Below are 18,956 nucleotides of genomic sequence, written 5' to 3' on the forward strand. Positions count from 1 at the left end.
CGTGTGGTGCGCTGTTCAATACGCTTTTCATGCGTGCCCTGAACCAGACGATGCACATAAACCCCCGGCAGGTGGATGCAATCCGGATCGAGCGAGCCGGTCGGGACGATCTCCTCGACCTCCATGATGCAGATCTTGCCGCACATCGCCGCCGGCGGGTTGAAATTGCGCGCGGTCTTGCGGAACACGGCATTGCCGGTCTCGTCGGCTTTCCACGCCTTCACGATGGAAATATCGGCGAAAATGCCCTCTTCGAGGATATAGGTCTCGCCGCCAAAGTCCTTGTGCTCTTTGCCTTCGGCGATCACCGTGCCCACACCCGTCTTGGTGTAAAACCCCGGGATGCCCGCCCCGCCGGCGCGCATGCGTTCGGCCAAAGTGCCCTGCGGATTGAACTCCAATTCCAGCTCGCCCGAGAGGTATTGGCGCATGAATTCAGCGTTTTCGCCCACGTAAGACGACATCATTTTCCGGATCTGGCGGGTCTCCAGCAGCTTGCCGAGCCCGAACCCGTCGACGCCCGCATTGTTCGAAGCCACGGTCAGATCCTTGACGCCGCTCTCGACGATGGCGTCGATCAAAAGCTCGGGAATGCCACACAGCCCGAACCCGCCCGCAGCGATCAGCATGCCGTCCGTCAAAAGCCCGTCAAGGGCATCCGCTGCCGATTCGTACACTTTTTTCATTTCTCTCCTCCCGGAAACTTGCAAATTCCTCGCGCCGACTAAATCGGCTTCTGCATAGGCAAGTCAATCATATGCTGCGTTGCAACGTATCGGGTTCGAAATGCGAACATTTTGTGCGCATATATGGTTGCGACAAAATAGCTTATGGTTTCAGTCGGGCTTGAAACTTCGCAGGGGTTATACATATTCCATTTATAGAATATGAAAGCAACGCACAGGAGACCTTCATGCAATTTTTCGCCGCTTCCGCAAACCCCGGCAGCCCCGACGTCGCCGCCTTTTACGAAGAGGTGACCGGGTCCTGGCAATATGTCGTGTCCGACCCGAAAACCAAAGCCGCCGCCATCATCGACCCGGTGCTCGATTTCGACGCCGCCGCCGGGGCCACATGGACCGCCAGCGCCGATGAGATTCTGAGTTATGTGACGGACCGGGGATTGAACGTCGTCTGGGTGCTCGACACCCACCCGCATGCGGACCACTTCTCCGCCGCGCCCTATCTCGCCGGGAAGCTGAGCGCTCCGCAGGCGATCGGAAAGAAGGTGCTTGAGGTGCAGAACATCTGGGCCGATCTCTATGCCGACGACAGTCTCAAGAACCGTGACGATTACTGGGATCGTCTGTTCGAGCCGGGCGATACATTCGGCATCGGCAGCCTGACGGCCAAGGTGATTCTCTCCACCGGCCACACGCTGGCGTCGATTTCCTATGTGATCGGCGATGCGGTCTTTGCCCATGACACCTTCATGGTGCCCGACAGCGGCACCTCGCGCGCCGACTTCCCCGGTGGCTCTTCCGAGGAGCTTTGGGACAGTTTGCAGGCGATTCTGGCGATGCCCGGCGACACCCGCGTTTTCGTCGGTCACGACTATCGCAAGGGCGGCCGCGAAGAGGCCTGTATGGCTACGGTCGCGGAGCATAAGGCCGCGAATATCCACGTGAAAGACGGCATCGGCAAGGACGAATTCATCGCCACGCGGGACGCCCGTGACGCCACTCTGCCGCTGCCGAAACAGATGCTCTACGCGCTTCAGATCAACATTCGCGGTGGGCGATTGCCGGAGCCTGATGACAAGGGGCGCGCGGTGCTGCGCATCCCGCTCAACCGGTTTGAGCCCAAGCGCTGATTCACGGATCGGCGAAAAGGCGCTCCTGCGGGGCGCCTTTAATTATTTGTTAAGAAAGAGAGCGAAGGCTTAACCCAGGCTACATACTTTCCAGGGAGGAGAATATTATGTCCCAGCTTTATTCCATGATCCGCGGCAACCACATCTTTTCGAAGAGCGGCACTTTCGAGGGGCTGATCGCGAAGGATGCGGTGATCGAGGAGGGCGTCGAACTGACACTCAAGGGGATGGTGGGCGGCAATATCGTGGTGAAACCCGGCGCCGCGCTTTATCTCAAGGCCATGGTCGGCGGCTGCATCCACAATCACGGTGGGCGGTTGCATCCCGTGACCTGAACCGGCAGAGAAAAAGGGCGCTCAGAGGCGCCCTTTCTTTTTCATGCTTCTCGGCCTCAGCCTTCGATGACCGGATCGTCATCGTCATCGGCGACTTTCTTTTTCGTCGCGGTTGTTTTCGCCGCCGTCTTTTTCGGGGCTGCTTTCTTCGCGGCCGGTTTCTTGGCCGTGGGCTTTTTCGCGGGGGTCTTTTTGGCGGCGGTTTTCTTGCCCCCCTTCGCGGCTTTTTCCGCGATCAACTCCACCGCCTGCTCCATGGTCAGGTCTTCGGGCTTGATGTCCTTCGGCAGGGTCGCGTTGACCTTCTCCCATTTCACATAGGGACCATAGCGTCCTTCCATGACACTCACCGGTCCGCCATCCGGATGCTCGCCCAATTCCCTGAGCGGTTTCGCCGCCGCAGAGCGCCCGCGCCCCGGATTGTTGCGCTTCTCGGTGATCATCTCGACCGCGCGGTTCATGCCGATCTCGAACACGTCGTTCGGGTCCTTGAGATTGGCGTAAACCGGCTTCGCCTCATCCGGGAGCTGGTGCATCAGATAGGGGCCGAAGCGTCCAAAATTGGCGGAGATCATAGCGCCTTCGTACTCACCAATCTCGCGCGGTAGGTTGAGAAGCGTGAGCGCTTTCTCCAAGTCCATGTCGTCCTTCGACCAACCTTTCGGCAGGGAGGCGCGCGGCGGTTTCTTGTTCTCGGGCGTCGGTTCGCCGCGTTGAACATAGGGTCCAAAACGCCCGGATTTCAGCCAGATTTCGTCGCCATTGTCCTCGCCCAACACGCGCTCGTCGCCCTCGGCGCCTTCGCCCGCGATCGGGCGGGTGTAGGTGCAGTCCGGGTAGTTCGAACAACCGACAAAGCCGCCGGTGCGCGAAGTTTTGAGGTGCAGAGAGCCTTGACCGCATTTCGGGCAAATGCGCGGATCGGTGCCGTCTTCGCGCGGCGGGTAAAGCTGCGGCGCGAGCGCATCGTCGAGCTTGTCGAGCACTTCGGAGATGCGCAGCTCGCTGGTTTCCTCGATGGCGGCGTGGAAATCGCGCCAGAAGCGGGCCAGCACCTCCTTGTAGTCGAGATCGCCCGCCGAGATTTCGTCGAGTTGCTCTTCGAGATTGGCGGTGAATTCGTAACCCACGTATTTGCGGAAGAAATTCATCAGAAAGATCGTGACGATCCGGCCCTTGTCCTCCGGGATCAGGCGGTTCTGTTCCTTGCGGACATATTCGCGGTCGACGATGGTCGAGAGCACGGAGGCGTAGGTCGAGGGGCGCCCGATGCCCAGTTCTTCCATGCGTTTGACCAAAGTGGCCTCGGTATAGCGCGGCGGCGGGTTGGTGTGGTGCTGGAGGCCCAGCACGGCGGCGTCGGCGCCCAGAACCGCCTCTTTCTCCGCCGCTTCGGCCTTGAGCGCGCCCGCGACCTTTTTCAGAGCCTCGCCCTGCATGATCTGCGGCAGCCGGCCTTCGTCATCCTCGTCCACATCGTCGCGGCCTTCGGTGTAGACCGCCATGAAGCCGTCGAACACCACGACCTGGCCCGTGGCGCGCAGCACGACTTCGTGGTCGTCGGAGGCGATGTCGACCGTGGTGCGTTCAAGCTTCGCGCCTTCCATCTGGCAGGCAATCGTGCGTTTCCAGATCAGATCGTAAAGCTTGCGCTGATCGGCATCGGTGAGCTTCACGCTGTCAGGGGCGGCGAACATGTCCGTCGGGCGGATACATTCGTGGGCTTCCTGCGCGTTTTTCGCCTTGTTCTTGTAGATGCGCGGCGAGGCGGGCACGTATTTGTCGCCATAGCGCGACTTGATCGCATCGCGGGCCTGCGTCACGGCTTCGGGTGCCATGTCGATACCGTCGGTCCGCATATAGGTGATCAGCCCCGCCTCATAGAGCCGCTGCGCCGCGTTCATCGTCTGGCGTGCGCCCATGCCGAATTTGCGGCTGGCCTCTTGCTGGAGGGTCGAGGTCATGAAGGGCGCAGACGGATTGCGGGAGGCGGGTTTCGCCTCGACCGAGATCACCTTGAGCGCACGGGACGACACGGCCTGAACGGCCATTTCGGCGCGCATCCGGTCCTTGAGATCGAATTTATCGAGCTTTTTGCCGGAGAGCTGGGTCAAACGCGCTTCGAATGTCTGCCCGCGGGGCGTCTCAAGCATCGCCTTGACGGACCAGTATTCCTGCGGATTGAACGCCTCGATTTCCATCTCGCGCTCGACGATGAGACGCAGGCACACGGATTGCACACGGCCCGCCGAGCGCGCGCCCGGCAGTTTGCGCCACAAAACCGGCGAGAGGTTGAAGCCCACAAGATAGTCCAACGCCCGGCGCGCCAGATAGGCGTCGACCAGCGGCACATCGACCTGACGCGGGTGTTTCATCGCCTCGAGAATGGCGGGCTTGGTGATGGCGTTGAAGGTGACGCGCGATACGGCGGTCGATTTTTTGATCGCCTTGCGCTTGGTCAGCGCCTCTTGCAGGTGCCACGAAATCGCTTCCCCTTCGCGATCGGGGTCGGTGGCGAGGATCAGTTCGTCATCGTCTTTCAGCGCATCGGCGATGGCCTTGACGTGTTTACGACTGTCCGCGCCGATCTCCCACGTCATGTCGAAATCGTTGTCCGTATCGACAGAGCCATCCTTCGGGGGCAGGTCGCGAACGTGGCCGTAGGAAGCCAGAACGGTGTAATCCTTGCCGAGATACTTGTTGATCGTTTTGGCCTTTGCGGGGGATTCGACGACAACAACAGGCATGGAACGTCCTTCGGATTCTGAAACGGGGGGTCTTATGGCGGCGGAAAATGGGCTGAGGGAGGCCGGATTGTCAATGCATCGCCGGGATTATTGTTCCCCCTCGGGTCCGAATGCGCGAGGATCGGGCAGGTTTATGAGTATGGAGTGGGGCGGATGAGACAGATGAGACGATGGGTCGTCGCGATGGCGACGATGATCCTGCCCTCGCTCGGAGTTGCCCAAAGCTGGCACGAACCGGCGCGGGGCACGGCGGAGCGGGCGCAATTGATGAACGCGATCCGGCCTGTGATCGAGTGGCGCCTGGGACGCCCCGTGGAGTTCGTGGTGCGGCAATTGCGCGCGAGCAACGATCACGCCTTTGCCATGCTGGCACCGCAGCGTCCGGGCGGCGGTGCGATCCATGTCGCCGCGACCCCCATGGTGCGCTATTTCGGCGAGGATGCGTCTTACTTCGAGGAGGTCGGCGGGCTTGATGTCATCGCCTTTCTGATCCGCGAGGGCGATCAATGGGCTGTGATCGACCACAGCATCGGCGCGACGGATGTCTGGTTTGCCCGCGAGCCCTATTGCAGCGCTTTTCCGGTCGTTTTGCACGGCTACTGTCCTCTGAAGTGACGAGAGTGCCATCGGCGCCGGCGGGTGTTCCTGACGTGTTTTGCATTAATCTGAAACACGGATTGAGTGTGAAGCGCTTACAACGCTTAACCCAGCGCCAGCAGCCCGCCGGGTTTGCGGAAAATCCGGCCTTCGAGTTCGAGATTGAGAATTTCGGAACTGACCCGGTCGGCGGCGAGGCCGATGTCGCGGATCAGATCGTCCTCCGGCAGGGGCGCGCCCGCGAGCCGGGCGAGGATTTCCCTGTGGAGCGCGACGTGATCGGCGAGGTTGCGGCTCTCCTGCGGGGCCTCCGGGACGGGAATGGCCATGTCCGGCGTCTCCATCGCGGTCTGGGCCAGAGGCGAGGCGACCGCGAGCGCGTCGATCACATCACGTGCACAGCGAATGAGCGTTGCCCCGTCGCGCAACAGAATATTGCACCCGGCGGAGCGTGCATCGAAAGGATGTCCGGGCACCGCCATGACCTCCCGCCCCTGATCGAGGGCGTTGCCCGCCGTGAGAAGCGAGCCGGAGCGTGCGGCAGCCTCCACCACGATGGTGGCGGGGGAAAGACCGGAAACGATGCGGTTTCGCATCGGGAAATGCCGGGCAAAGGGTTTCATGCCAAAGGGCTGCTCAGAGATCAGCAGGCCCTGTTCGGCGATGGAATGATAGAGCGCGGTGTTCTCGGCTGGGTAAATCTCGTCGAGCCCGCCCGCCAGAACGGCGATGGTGCCAGTATCCAAGGCGGCCTCATGGGCGCTCGTGTCGATGCCGCGGGCAAGCCCGGAGGCGATGGCGAAGCCTTCCGCGCCCAAGTCGCGCGACAGAGTGCGGGCAAAGCGTGTACCGAGAGAGGAGGCATTGCGCGCGCCGACCACGGCCAGCACGGGGCGTTCCAGAAGCGACAGATCGCCCTTGACCCAAAGCGCGGGCGGGGCATCTTCGATCAGGGCGAGGAGCGCCGGGTAATTGTCATCTGTGCGCAGGATCAGCCGGGCGCCGGTCTTGCGCCCGGCGCGCAGCTCGGCTTCGATCACCCCCTTGGGGCAAATCTGATACTCGGCAACACCGGCGTTTCTGGCGATTTGGGGAAGGGCGTCAAGTGCGATGCGGGCGGAGCCGTGTTCCTGCATCAACCGGTAGAAGGTACTGACGCCGACGCGTCTGGAGCGCAAGAGCCGGAGCCAGTCGGCCCGATCTTCCACGGTGTGGGGTGGGGTGAGGGGGTGGTGGGAAGGGATAAAATCCAATGAACCAACTCTCTCCGTCTCTTGCCCCCTTAGAATCCCTTAAAATGGTTAATGAGCGGTTACCAAATTGCGGAAACTTCGCCTTTTAACCCCGTTGAACGATATTTTTTACACCTTGCCCCTGATGGCAAAGCAAAAACGCGCGTTCTGTTCAGCTTTGTTAAGGCTGAACAGCGCGCGCCTCTTTCAAATTTGCAAAAGGTCTCAGGTGCCCGAACCGCCGACTGTCAGCCCGCCGATCAGCAGAGTCGGCTGCCCGACCCCCACCGGAACCCATTGCCCGGCCTTGCCGCAATTGCCGACGCCCGGGTCGAGCGCCATGTCGTTGCCGATGGCGCGCACATGTTTCATCGCGGTTGCGCCGTCCCCGATCAGGGTGGCGCCTTTGACGGGGGCGCCGACACGGCCTTTTTCGACGCGGTAGGCCTCGGTGCAATTGAACACGAATTTGCCGTTGGTGATATCGACCTGCCCGCCGGAGAACCCGACCGCATAGATGCCATCATCCATGCCCGAGAGAATCTCGTCCGGTGCCATGTCTCCGCCCAGCATGTACGTGTTGGTCATGCGCGGCATCGGCGGGTGCGCGTAGCTTTCGCGCCGCCCGTTGCCGGTGGGTGTGACGCCCATGAGACGCGCGTTCTGGCGGTCCTGCATATAGCCGACGAGAACGCCGTCTTCGATCAGAACCGTCTTGCCCGAGGGCGTCCCTTCGTCGTCGACCGAAATCGAGCCGCGCCGGTCCGGGATCGTGCCGTCATCGAGAATGGTGACGCCTTTGGCAGCCACCTGTTGCCCCATCAGACCCGCGAAGGCAGAGGTTTTCTTGCGGTTGAAATCGCCTTCGAGCCCATGGCCGACGGCCTCGTGCAGCAAGACCCCCGGCCAGCCCGGCCCAAGTGCGACGTCCATCACGCCGGCGGGCGCAGGCACGGCGTCGAGGTTCACGACCGCGATGCGCAGCGCCTCGCGCGCCACACCTTTCCAATGATCGGGGGCGATCAGCCCGGTCAGGTCAAAGCGCCCGCCGCCGCCCGCATTGCCGCTTTCACGGCGTCCGGCCTGCTCGACGATGACGGAGATCGAGAGCCGCGCCATCGGGCGTACGTCGGAGACAAGCCCGCCTTCGGGGCGCAAAATATAGACCTCCTGATGCGAGGCCGCGAGCGAGGCGGTGACCTGTACCACGCGGGGATCGAGATCGCGCAGATAGGCGTCGATCTCGCGCAGCGTGTCGATCTTGACCTCGAAAGCCGCACCCTCGAGCGGGTTTTCATCGGTGTACAGTTTCACGTTGGTGGCGCGCGGGGGCTCGGCCAGCGTGCCGCCGCCGTCCCCCACCGCGAGGCGCGCGGTCTCGGAGGCACGGCGAATCGCGGCCTCGGAAATTTCGGTGGAATGGGCGTAACCGGCGGTTTCGCCCCGCACGGCACGCAGCCCGAAACCCTCGGATGCGTCATAGGAGGCGGTGCGGATGCGCCCGTCATCGAGCACAAGACCCTCGGAGGTGCGGCGCTCCAGAAACAGTTCGCCATCGTCCGCGCCCGCCACGGCTCCGCGCAGAATCGTCAAGGCGGCTTCAAGGTCGAGGCTGGTGTTGAACGGATCGAAACGTCCCGAAGTCACGGATATTCTCCTTGGTTGCATGGGGTTCAAGCGCAAACCACGCGCGGCATGGCACGGAAATTCTTGTTCCAATGCGACTAATATGGTTTCTGTTAAAGCAGACTCAATGAAAAAGCACCCGGAATACCGGGGCTGCGGAGAAAACGCCGCATGACGTTCCGCATCAGGTTCCATTGTGTCAAAGGGAGGAAAAATGCGCACACACGCCAAATGGCCGGTTTCCGCGGCCACTTTTTTCGCAACCATGCTCGGCGCCATGGTCGCCCCCATTGCAGGCATGGCCCAGGAAGGCGAGCTTCTGGGGGCGCCGGTCAACGGCAAGATGGGCTTTCAGCCGGCCGCGACCGAATTGGCACGCGACCTTCAGGGGTTGGACCATATGATCCTCGTGATCATCACGGCCATTGTCCTTTTTGTCGCAGGGCTGATCCTCTGGGTGATCGTCCGCTACAACAGCCGTGCCAACAAAGCGCCAGCCAAGTTCACCCATAACACGCCGATCGAGGTGGCCTGGACGCTGATTCCGATCCTGATCCTCGTGGTGATTGGCGCCTTCTCGCTTCCGGTGCTGTTCAAGCAACAGGAAATCCCGGATGGCGACATCTACATCAAGGTGACGGGCTATCAGTGGTTCTGGGGCTATGATTATGTCGATGAGGGTATCGCCTTCGACAGCTTCCTTCTGCCGCGTGAGGAGCTTGCGGCGAATGGCTACAGTGACGATCTCTATCTTCTGGCGACCGATACACGGGTGGTGGTGCCGGTGGGCAAGACCATCGTCATGGGGGTGACTGGCGCGGATGTGATCCACAGTTGGACCATCCCGGCTTTTGGCGTGAAACAGGACGCCGTGCCGGGGCGGGTGGCCGAGCTGTGGTTCAAACCGGAGAAGACCGGGACGTTCTTTGGCCAGTGTTCGGAGCTGTGCGGCAAGGATCATGCCTTCATGCCGATCACCGTGCAGGTGGTGACGCAGGACGAATATGACGCCTGGCTGGTGGAGGCGAAGGAGCTTTATGCGGCCAATGACACTGCGCCTGCGGCGATCAAGCTGGCCTCTGCCGAGTAATCTTGCGTTAAAATACCGGTGAGGGCGGGTAATCGCCCCATCGAAAGACCCACGCACAATATGCGCCGACAGAGGCAAAACCCGCGGTGCACAGGGAGGAGAACACGCGATGACGGATGTGACGATCAGTCTGGAAAGCGGACGGGACGACAGCCGGGAAGCCGGTTTTGGCGATTACTTCGCGCTTTTGAAGCCGCGGGTCATGTCGCTTGTCGTCTTCACCGCCTTTGCCGGTCTGATCGTGGCCCCCGGCGGGGTGCATCCGTTTGTCGGCTTTTTCGCGATCCTCTGCATCGCCATTGGCGGCGGGGCATCTGGCGCGCTCAACATGTGGTATGACAGCGACATCGACCGGGTGATGAAACGCACGCAGTCGCGCCCGATCCCGGCGGGCAAGGTGACGCGCGAGGAGGCGTTGGGGCTCGGGTTGACGCTGTCGACTTTTGCGGTGGTGATGCTCTGGCTGGCGACCAACTGGGTGGCGGCGGCTTTGCTGGCCTTCACCATCTTCTTCTACGTTGTCGTCTACACCATGGGGCTGAAACGCCGCACGCCGCAGAACATCGTCATCGGCGGGGCCGCCGGGGCGTTTCCGCCGATGATCGGTTGGGCGGCGGTGACCGGAGACATCACCCTGTCGTCGGTGCTGATGTTCATGCTGATCTTTATGTGGACGCCGCCGCATTTCTGGTCGCTGGCGCTGTTCATGAACGCGGATTACGATAAGGCGCGTGTGCCGATGCTGACCGTCACCCATGGCAAGCGCGCGACCCGCAATCACATCCTCGTCTACACGATCTTGCTCGCCGGGTTCTCAGCGGCGATGTTCGCAACACCTCTGGCGGGCTGGTCTTATCTCGTGGTTGCGGTGGTGATGAACGCGCTCTTCGTCAAAGGCGCCATTGCGCTCTGGCGGCGCGATGAGGCGGTGGCGGAGGCCGACGGCTACAGGGCCGAAAAGGCGTTTTTCAAACTCTCGCTTGCCTACACCTTCCTGCATTTCATGGCGCTGATGGTGGACAAAGCACTGTTTTCTTTCGGTTTCGGAGGGCCGTTCTGACATGGCGATCACCAAACTTCACGAAATTCACGACCGCCGCCGCTCCCGCAACGTCGGGCTCGGTCTCGTGCTGGGCGCTTTCGTCGTTCTGCTGATGGGGCTGACCGTGGTCAAAGTGACCGTGCTCGATCCGGCGCATTTCGCGCAGGAGGCGTCGCGCTGATGCCACTCAGGGCCCCGCAGAAAACGGTTGTGAAACTGCTCGGTGTCGTCACCGTCATGGGCGCGCTCGCCTGGGCCTCCGTGCCGTTCTACAGCTGGTTCTGCGCGGTCACAGGCTTTGGCGGCACGGTCGATGTGGCCGAAACGGGATCGGACGTGATCCTCGACGAGACCATCAAGATCCGCTTCGATGCCAACACCGATCCGGATATGCCGTGGCATTTCAAACCCGTGGTCAACACGATGGAGCTGCGCATCGGCGAGACGGGGCTGGCGTTTTACGAGGCCTATAATCCGACCGACCGGGTCGTTGCCGGCACGGCGTCCTATAATGTCGCGCCCTTCGAGGCGGGCGGGTTTTTCACCAAGATCGACTGTTTCTGTTTCACCGAACAGGTGTTGCAACCCGGCGAGCGGGTGCTCATGCCGGTGACCTTCTATGTCGATCCCGAGATCACCACCGACAGGGATGCCAAATACGTGCATCGCATCACCCTGTCCTACACGTTTCACGAAACGGACCTGCCCGAGGACTATGCCGCGCTGGATGTCGGCGGGTCTTCGGACACGAGTCTGAACTAAGCCCGAACGGGCATCCAAGGGAGAGGACGCACATGGCGCATGAAAAAAACCACGATTACCACATCCTTCCGCCGTCGCCCTGGCCGCTGATGGCGGCGGTTGCGGCCTTCATCATGCTCTTCGGGGCGGTGATGTGGATGGCCAACGACATGCCCTGGCTGTTTTTCGTCGGGCTGATCGGCACGCTTTACGTGATGTGGTCCTGGTGGGGCGATACGATCCGCGAGAACGCGGTGGGCGATCACACGCCGGTGGTGCGGATCGGGCTGCGCTATGGCTTCATCCTGTTCATCATGTCGGAGGTAATGTTCTTCGCCGCGTGGTTCTGGGCCTTCTTCAAGAACGCGCTTTACCCGATGTACACCTATTCCGGCACCGAATACGTCAAGCCGGAGATCGTGCCGATCGAGGCGTTTCACCTGCCGCTTCTCAATACGCTGATCCTGTTGTGTTCGGGGGCTGCCGTGACCTGGGCGCACCATGCGCTGGTGCATGGCAATATCCGCAAGGACATCGTCGCGGGGCTGGCGCTTGGCATCGGTCTCGGTGCGGCGTTCACCATCTTTCAAGCCTATGAGTATTACGAGCTTTTCGTCCATGAAGGCTACACGTTCGGCGGCGATTTCTTCTATGGCTCCTTCTTCATGGCGACGGGGTTCCACGGGTTCCACGTCATCATCGGCACGATCTTTCTCACCGTCTGTCTGGTGCGGGCGATGAAGGGCGATTTCACGCCGGAGAACCATGTCGGGTTCGAGGCTGCCGCGTGGTATTGGCACTTCGTCGACGTGGTGTGGCTTTTCCTCTTCGTCGTGGTCTATATTTGGGGACAGTAAGGCCTGAGTATTTCGGGCACAAAGGAGAGGGGCGCTTTGGCGCCCTTTCGCTTGGAGACGACACTTTGAAACGCATGATCTTTCCTCTGGTGATCGGGGTGCTGGGCTGTGCGATCCTGATCGCGCTCGGCACATGGCAGCTCAGGCGGCTGGAGTGGAAACAGGGCGTGCTGGCGGAGATCGAGGCCAAGATTGATGCCGCTCCGGTTTCTTTACCTGCGGTGATCGACCCGTCGATGAAATACCTGCCAGTCATGGCCTCGGGCGAGATCGGGACGGATGAACTGCATGTCCTCGTGTCGCGCAAACAGGTCGGTGCGGGCTATCTGATCATTGTGCCCTTCACCACGGTGGACGGGCGGCGGGTGCTTCTGGATCGCGGGTTTGTTCCGGAGATGGCCAAGGATGCCCCACGCGGCGGTGGTCCCGCAACGGTGATCGGCAATCTGCACTGGCCGGACGATATGAACAGCTCCACACCCGCCCCCGACCTGGGCCGCAACATCTGGTTTGGACGGGACATCCCGGAAATGGCGGATGCTCTGGACACGGAACCCGTGCTGATCGTCGCCCGTGAAAGCACGGGGGAGGGGATCGCCCCGATGCCGGTGGGCGTCGAGGGGATTCCGAACGATCACCTGCAATATGCGATCACATGGTTTTCGCTGTGCCTTGTCTGGTTGGGGATGACTCTTTTCCTCCTGTGGCGTATCAGGGCGCGAACAATCTGACGAGCGGAACACATGCGTTACATTTCGACCCGTGGCCAAGCGCCGGTGCTGAACTTTGAAGAGGCCATGCTGACGGGCCTTGCCTCCGACGGCGGGCTTTACGTGCCCGAGACCATCCCGACCCTGAGTGCGGATCAGATCGCCTCTCTGGCCGGGCTGTCCTACGAAGAAGCGGCGTTCATCGTGATGAAGCCCTTCATCGGCGAGACCTTCACGGATGCGGAATTCAAGGAAATCATTTCCAAGGCCTACGCCGGGTTCAAACACGATGCCCGCGCGCCGCTGGTGCAGTTGGGGCCGAACCATTTCCTTTTGGAGCTGTTCCACGGGCCGACGCTGGCGTTCAAGGATTTCGCGATGCAGCTCATCGGCCAGTTGTTCCAGGCTGCCCTGTCGCGCTCCGGCAAACATGTGACCATCGTTGGCGCGACCTCCGGCGACACCGGCTCCGCCGCGATTGAGGCGTTCAAAGGCCTGTCGAATGTGGATGTGTTCATCCTCTTCCCGCATGGCCGTGTGTCCGATGTGCAGCGTCGCCAGATGACGACGCCGCCGGAGAGCAACGTGCATGCGCTCGCCGTCGAGGGCGATTTCGACGATTGTCAGGCCGCGCTGAAAGAAATGTTCGCCGATCAGGACTTCCGCGAGGGCGTCAAACTGGCCGCTGTGAACTCGATCAACTGGGCGCGCGTTTTGGCGCAGGTGGTGTATTATTTCACCTCCGCCGTCTCTCTCGGCGCGCCGCATCGCAAGGTGTCCTTCACCGTGCCGACCGGCAATTTCGGCGATATTTTCGCCGGCTATATTGCGAAACGCATGGGGCTTCAGGTCGACAAGCTGGTGATCGCGACCAACCAGAACGACATTCTGCACCGCACCATGGTGACGGGCGCCTATACGAAAGAGGGCGTGACGCCGTCGATCTCGCCGTCGATGGACATTCAGGTGTCTTCGAATTTCGAACGTGCCCTGTTCGATGTCTATGACCGCGAAGGGGCCGCGATTGCCCAACTTATGGATGAATTGAAATCCGGCTCTTTTGCGATTTCGCAGGGGGCGATGGATCGTCTGCGTGAAACCTTCACCTCTGGCCGGGCCTCGGAGGAGGAAACCAGCGCAACGATCACCGACATGTATGCGCGCACCGGCGAAGTGCTCTGCCCGCATACCGCCGTGGCCGTCAAGGTCGGCGAGGAGAACCTGTCCGAAGTGCCGATGATCTCGCTTTCGACCGCTCACCCTGCGAAATTCCCCGCTGCCGTGGAAGCCGCCTGTGGCGTGCACCCGGCGCTTCCGCCACATATGGCGGACCTGTTCGAACGCGACGAACGCTTCACGGTTGTGCCGAACGATCTCGAAGGGCTGAAAACCCTGATCAAGGAGCGTCTTGCTTGAGCCCGCGCATTCACACGCTGCCCAACGGGTTTCGCATCGTCACCGAGCTTCAGCCCTCGATGCAGTCGGCCTCCATCGGGGTCTGGGTCATGGCGGGCGGGCGGCATGAGCGGCTCGAACAAAATGGCATTGCGCATTTTCTCGAACATATGGCCTTCAAAGGCACGCATCGCCGCACGCCGCTGGAAATCGCGGAAGTGCTTGAAAACGTGGGTGGGTATCTCAACGCCTATACGACGCGGGAGACCACGGCCTATTACGCGCGGGTGCTGAAAGACGACGTGTCTCTGGCGCTCGATGTGATCGGGGACATCGTGCTCAATCCGATTTTCGATCCGAAAGAGTTGGAGCTTGAGCGCGGTGTGATCCTGTCGGAAATCGGGCAGGCGCTCGATACGCCGGACGATGTGATTTTCGATTGGCTGCAAGAGGCGACCTATCCGAAACAAGCGCTGGGCCGGACCATTCTGGGCCCTGCCGAGCGGGTGCGGAGTTTCAGCCGTGACGATCTCGCAGGGTTTGTCGAAGAGCATTACAGCCCCGAGCGCATGGTGTTGTCGGCTGCGGGCAATATCGACCACGACCGGATCGTCGCCGAGGCCGAAGAGATTTTCGGCGGGCTCAAACCGCATGGTCGCGATCATGCCGATCCGGCCAAGTTCCAAGGCGGCCAGTATCGCAAGGTCAAGAAACTCGAACAGGCGCATTTCACGCTGGCCTTCGAAGGCCCGGCGTACCGCGACGAGGACATCTATATCGCGCAGACCGCGACCACCGCTTTGGGCGGCGGCATGTCCTCGCGTTTGTTTCAGGAACTGCGCGAACGGCGCGGTCTTTGCTATACGATCTACGCGCAATCCGGGGCCTATTCCGACACCGGCCTGACCACGATTTATGCGGGCACGTCGGGCGATCAGATCAAGGATCTGGCGGAAGTGACCATCGACGAGATGAAACGTGCCGCCGAAGAGATGACACTCGTGGAAGTGGATCGTGCGCGGGCGCAGATCAAGGCCGGATTGTTGATGGGGCTGGAAAGCCCGTCGTCGCGCGCCGAGCGCAATGCGCGGATGATCGGCATCTGGGGGCGCATCCCGGCGCTTGAGGAAACCGTCGAGCGGATCAATGCGGTGACGGTGGATAACGTGCGGGAATTCCTTGTGAAAACCGGTATGGGTAAGGCCTCCATGGCGCTTTACGGCCCGGTCAAAGCCGCCCCTGAACTGGAGCATCTGCGCGAAAGGTTCGCCGCCTGATGCTCAAGCGCCGCCCCAAGGTGAAGATCGACACGGAGCGCATGGTCTTACGCCTGCCGCAACATGCCGATTATCGCGCCTGGGCGGTGTTACGGGCGGAGAGCCGGGAGTTCTTGCAACCTTGGGAGCCGACCTGGGCGGCGGATCACCTGACGCGCAAGGCCTTTACCAATCGTGTCTTCTGGGCGGAGCGGACCTATAAGGCGGACACCGGCCTGCCGGTGTTTCTGTTTCGCCGGGAAGATGAGGCTTTGGTGGGGGCGCTGACGCTGGACAACATCCGGCGGGGGCCTGCACAGGCGGGGACCATCGGCTATTGGATCGGCGCGCGTTACGCCCGTCAGGGATATATGAAAGAGGCCATCGCGGCGGTGGTGCATCATGCCTTCACCAGGCTCGATCTGAGCCGGATCGAAGCCGCCTGCCTGCCGGAAAACGCCGCCTCGCGGGGGGCTTTGGAGAAGGCCGGATTCAAATATGAAGGCGTGGCGCAGGCGTATTTGCAGATCAACGGGCGCTGGCGCAACCATGTGCTTTATTCCTCGCTGCGGCACGACCGGCGAGGGCCGACGGATGTCGGGCTGGCCTGATTGCGGCGCTGAAACCTCTGTCGGCAAAGCGTCGGATTTCTGTCGGACTTTTGTCGGACCCTTGCGCGGGCGCTGCTTCTTTCCGTGTGAGCCGCTTTGAGCTACATCCGGGGGAAAGGAGTTCCCGATGACCCAACCCGCCACACCCGAATTTCTCGACCGGCTTGACGCGGCCCTGCCGCCCGGCACGCTGCGCGACCGCCGTCCCGGCGAGTTGGAAGACCCGCGCGGGCGCTATCACGGGCAGGCCGCAGCGATCGCTTGTCCGAAGACGGTCGAAGAGGTCGCCACCGTGGTGCGGCTTTGCCACGAGGCAGGCGTGGGCATCGTGCCATTGGGCGGCGGCACCGGATTGGTCCTTGGTCAGATCGCCTATGAGGGACCGGCGCCGGTGGTTTTGTCGCTGGAGCGGATGACTCACATTCGCGCGGTCTATCCGCAGGAGAACATGATTGTCGCGGAAGCCGGGGCGATTTTGGCCGATGTGCAGAACGCGGCGGAAGAGGCAGGGCGGTTGTTCCCGCTCTCATTGGGGGCCGAAGGGACCTGCCGGATCGGGGGGAATCTCTCGACCAACGCGGGGGGGCTGAATGTGTTGCGCTATGGCAATGCGCGGGAGCTCTGTCTCGGGATTGAGGCGGTTTTGCCGGACGGGCAGATTTTCCACGGGCTGAAACGGCTGCGCAAGGACAACACGGGCTACGATATTCGCAACCTGCTGATCGGGGCGGAGGGGACGCTGGGGGTGATCACGGCGGCGGCGCTTCGGTTGTTCCCGAGGCCGGAGCGGACGGCGGCGGCGATCCTTGTGGTGCCGTCCCCTGCGGCGGCGCTGGAGCTTTTGAACATGGCACAGGGGATTGCCGGGGAGGGAATTTCGGCCTTCGAATTGATCTCCGGGATGGGGCTGGAGTTTTTGGCTGAGACGGTGCCGGATATTCGCCAGCCGTTCGAGACCCGCCCGGAGTGGTGCGTGTTCATGGATCTGGGCGTGTCGGGCGCATCCGACCCGGACGAGATGCTGGCGACGCTGTTTGAGCGCGCGTTTGAGGCGGGGTTGGTGAGCGATGGCGTGATTGCCCAGAGCGAGGCGCAGCGGCAGGAGTTCTGGACGCTCAGGGAGACGATCCCGGAGGGCAACAAGCGGATCGGGTCGATTTCCTCGCATGACATTTCCATTCCGCTGTCAAGGATTGCGGCGTTCATCCCGGAGGGGATCGAACGGTTGTCGGAATTGGGAGATGTGCGGGTGAATGCCTTTGGCCATCTGGGGGACGGCAATCTGCATTACAACGTGTTCCCCGCGAAGGGGCGGGACCGGTCGGAATATGAGAATATCCGGGCCGAGGTGAAGCGCGTGGTGCATGATCTGGTGGCGGAATACGACGGGTCGTTTTCCGCCGAGCACGGCGTCGGGCGTTTGAAGGCGGAGGATCTGGAGCGCTATGGCGATCCGGCGAAATTGTTTGCGATGCGGGCGATCAAGGCGGCGCTCGATCCGAAGGGGATCATGAACCCCGGCGCGGTGCTGCGGGGCTAAGGGGGCTGAGTATTTCAGCCATCAGAAAGCTGGTTTGTGCTTTGAGAGCCGGCGGGGCACAGAGAAAAGCGCCCTGATCGGGGGGGCGATCAGGGCGCGGGATGTGAGTGCTCACATGTGGTGCAGACAGCATTCCGGCTCCTCGGAACAGGCACAGCTTTATGTTCGTTTCCTTACGAAAGCGTTTAAAGCCCTTCGAATTGGCAGAGGGCGTGGATGTCGTAGCCGAGATCTTCCAGACGTTTGCGACCACCGAGGTCCGGCAGGTCGATGATGAAGGCGCAGCCGACGATTTCGCCGCCCAGACGTTCGACCAGTTTGATCCCGGCCTCTGCGGTGCCGCCGGTGGCGAGAAGATCGTCGACCACGAGGATTTTCTCGCCGGGCTGGATCGCGTCGTCATGCACCTCGACGACGGCCTCGCCATATTCGAGTTTGTACTCTTCGGAGATCACAGCACCCGGCAGTTTGCCCTTTTTACGGATCGGGACGAAACCGATGGAGAGCTGATGCGCGATGGCGCCGCCGATGATGAACCCGCGGGCTTCGAGGCCGACCACCTTGTCGATGCGCTGGCCGACGTAAGGATCGAGCAACTGGTCGATGGCAAGCCGCATGCCGCGCGGATCGGCAAAGAGCGTGGTGACATCGCGGAACAGGATGCCCTCGTGCGGGAAATCGACGATGGTGCGGATGTAATCCTTGACGGTTTTCATGGTCTTTCTCTCTTCTGTCAGGCGGCGCGGCGCAGCGTGGCGGTCAAGGCCCCCATGCCGAGGAGCGCGATGCCGCCCGCGCGGGTCATGTTGCGCAGCACGCGGGGACGCTGGATGCGTTGGCGCATACGATTGGCGAGGAGCGCATAGGCCAGAGCATTGAGGGTGGCGAGGGTGACGAAGGTTGCGATCAGCACGATGAATTGCGGCGCAATGGGGGCGGAGGGCGTGATGAACTGCGGCACGAAGGCGATGAAGAAACCGATGGATTTCGGGTTCAGCGCGGTGACCGCAGCGGCATGGGTGAACACCTGTTTCGAACTGACATGGCCCATCTGTTCGACCGTGCCGAGCGTGGCGTGGGGGGCGGATTTCAGCATCTTGAAGCCGAGGTAGAAGAGGTAGATGGCGCCGACCCATTTGAGGGCGGTAAAGGCGGTGGCCGAGGCCATCACCAGCGCGCCCAGACCCAGAAGCGAGGCGGTCATGGCGATGAAATCGCCAAGTGCGACGCCGAGAGCGGTGGCGACGGCGACGCGTTTGCCCTGGGTGAGGGCATAGGAGAGCACCAGAAGGATCGTCGGGCCGGGGATCATCAGCAAAGCGGTGGAGGCGGCGACAAAGGCCAGCCAAAGGTCTAAGGGCATC

General features: G+C 61.6%; 19 protein-coding genes. 13 read left to right on the forward strand and 6 right to left on the reverse strand.

Annotated features, from left to right (window positions below; translation table 11 throughout):
• The coding region (locus NH195_RS17720; RefSeq protein ID WP_066710157.1) for a CoA transferase subunit A at positions 1 to 686 on the reverse strand (686 nt) is incomplete at its 3' end.
• Between the two features lie 227 nt (positions 687 to 913).
• Between NH195_RS17720 and NH195_RS17725 the strand changes: the two genes are divergently transcribed.
• Both NH195_RS17725 and NH195_RS17730 read left to right on the forward strand, forming a co-directional pair.
• On the forward strand, positions 914 to 1,813 hold the full coding sequence (locus tag NH195_RS17725; RefSeq protein WP_066710159.1) for an MBL fold metallo-hydrolase: 900 nt from the start codon (positions 914 to 916) through the stop codon (positions 1,811 to 1,813).
• 107 nt (positions 1,814 to 1,920) lie between these two features.
• Complete coding sequence (locus tag NH195_RS17730; protein ID WP_066710161.1) at positions 1,921 to 2,148, forward strand: hypothetical protein; 228 nt, start codon at positions 1,921 to 1,923, stop codon at positions 2,146 to 2,148.
• A gap of 56 nt (positions 2,149 to 2,204) precedes the next feature.
• On the opposite strand, the gene topA is transcribed toward NH195_RS17730, so the two are convergent.
• Positions 2,205 to 4,895, reverse strand: a complete 2,691-nt coding sequence (topA, locus tag NH195_RS17735) for a type I DNA topoisomerase (protein WP_066710163.1) — start codon at positions 4,893 to 4,895, stop codon at positions 2,205 to 2,207.
• Positions 4,896 to 5,048: 153 nt separating this feature from the next.
• On the opposite strand from topA, the gene NH195_RS17740 reads away from it, so the two are divergent.
• Entirely contained in the window at positions 5,049 to 5,510 is a 462-nt protein-coding gene (locus tag NH195_RS17740; RefSeq protein WP_155846224.1) for a hypothetical protein, read from the forward strand.
• Positions 5,511 to 5,596: 86 nt separating this feature from the next.
• Here the strand turns inward: NH195_RS17740 and dprA are convergent, their stop codons facing one another.
• Positions 5,597 to 6,700 (reverse strand): DNA-processing protein DprA, encoded by a 1,104-nt coding sequence (gene dprA / locus NH195_RS17745; RefSeq protein ID WP_238379803.1) that lies wholly within the window; start codon positions 6,698 to 6,700, stop codon positions 5,597 to 5,599.
• Between the two features lie 249 nt (positions 6,701 to 6,949).
• Complete coding sequence (tldD, locus tag NH195_RS17750) at positions 6,950 to 8,371, reverse strand: metalloprotease TldD (protein WP_066710172.1); 1,422 nt, start codon at positions 8,369 to 8,371, stop codon at positions 6,950 to 6,952.
• Between the two features lie 244 nt (positions 8,372 to 8,615).
• Between tldD and coxB the strand changes: the two genes are divergently transcribed.
• The 10 genes from coxB to NH195_RS17800 all read left to right on the forward strand — a co-directional run bounded on the left by coxB (position 8,616) and on the right by NH195_RS17800 (position 17,592).
• Entirely contained in the window at positions 8,616 to 9,440 is an 825-nt protein-coding gene (coxB, locus tag NH195_RS17755) for a cytochrome c oxidase subunit II (protein ID WP_155846235.1), read from the forward strand.
• Positions 9,441 to 9,549: 109 nt separating this feature from the next.
• Entirely contained in the window at positions 9,550 to 10,500 is a 951-nt protein-coding gene (gene cyoE / locus NH195_RS17760; RefSeq protein WP_066710177.1) for a heme o synthase, read from the forward strand.
• A 1-nt stretch (position 10,501) separates the two neighbouring features.
• The gene (locus NH195_RS17765) at positions 10,502 to 10,663 is read left to right on the forward strand and encodes a cytochrome C oxidase assembly protein (protein ID WP_066710179.1); all 162 of its coding nucleotides are present in this window, start codon (positions 10,502 to 10,504) and stop codon (positions 10,661 to 10,663) included.
• Positions 10,663 to 11,244: a cytochrome c oxidase assembly protein gene (locus tag NH195_RS17770; RefSeq protein WP_066710186.1), complete on the forward strand. Its 582-nt coding sequence runs from the start codon at positions 10,663 to 10,665 to the stop codon at positions 11,242 to 11,244. The genes NH195_RS17765 and NH195_RS17770 overlap by 1 nt, the downstream gene beginning before the upstream one ends.
• 32 nt (positions 11,245 to 11,276) lie before the next feature.
• Positions 11,277 to 12,080, forward strand: a complete 804-nt coding sequence (locus NH195_RS17775; protein WP_066710188.1) for a cytochrome c oxidase subunit 3 — start codon at positions 11,277 to 11,279, stop codon at positions 12,078 to 12,080.
• 74 nt (positions 12,081 to 12,154) lie between these two features.
• Entirely contained in the window at positions 12,155 to 12,811 is a 657-nt protein-coding gene (locus tag NH195_RS17780) for an SURF1 family protein (RefSeq protein ID WP_066710519.1), read from the forward strand.
• Positions 12,812 to 12,823: 12 nt separating this feature from the next.
• Positions 12,824 to 14,206 (forward strand): threonine synthase, encoded by a 1,383-nt coding sequence (gene thrC, locus NH195_RS17785; RefSeq protein WP_066710191.1) that lies wholly within the window; start codon positions 12,824 to 12,826, stop codon positions 14,204 to 14,206.
• Entirely contained in the window at positions 14,203 to 15,462 is a 1,260-nt protein-coding gene (locus NH195_RS17790) for a M16 family metallopeptidase (RefSeq protein WP_066710192.1), read from the forward strand. Before thrC ends, NH195_RS17790 begins: the two co-directional genes overlap by 4 nt.
• The gene (locus NH195_RS17795; RefSeq protein WP_066710194.1) at positions 15,462 to 16,052 is read left to right on the forward strand and encodes a GNAT family N-acetyltransferase; all 591 of its coding nucleotides are present in this window, start codon (positions 15,462 to 15,464) and stop codon (positions 16,050 to 16,052) included. The genes NH195_RS17790 and NH195_RS17795 overlap by 1 nt, the downstream gene beginning before the upstream one ends.
• Positions 16,053 to 16,179: 127 nt before the next feature.
• On the forward strand, positions 16,180 to 17,592 hold the full coding sequence (locus NH195_RS17800) for an FAD-binding oxidoreductase (protein ID WP_066710196.1): 1,413 nt from the start codon (positions 16,180 to 16,182) through the stop codon (positions 17,590 to 17,592).
• A gap of 185 nt (positions 17,593 to 17,777) precedes the next feature.
• Here the strand turns inward: NH195_RS17800 and NH195_RS17805 are convergent, their stop codons facing one another.
• Positions 17,778 to 18,308: an adenine phosphoribosyltransferase gene (locus tag NH195_RS17805; protein ID WP_066710199.1), complete on the reverse strand. Its 531-nt coding sequence runs from the start codon at positions 18,306 to 18,308 to the stop codon at positions 17,778 to 17,780.
• Positions 18,309 to 18,325: 17 nt separating this feature from the next.
• The gene (locus NH195_RS17810) at positions 18,326 to 18,955 is read right to left on the reverse strand and encodes a LysE family translocator (RefSeq protein WP_066710201.1); all 630 of its coding nucleotides are present in this window, start codon (positions 18,953 to 18,955) and stop codon (positions 18,326 to 18,328) included.
• Position 18,956: the final 1 nt, after the last annotated feature.

This window comes from Celeribacter ethanolicus (genome assembly GCF_001550095.1).
GTDB lineage: Bacteria > Pseudomonadota > Alphaproteobacteria > Rhodobacterales > Rhodobacteraceae > Celeribacter > Celeribacter ethanolicus.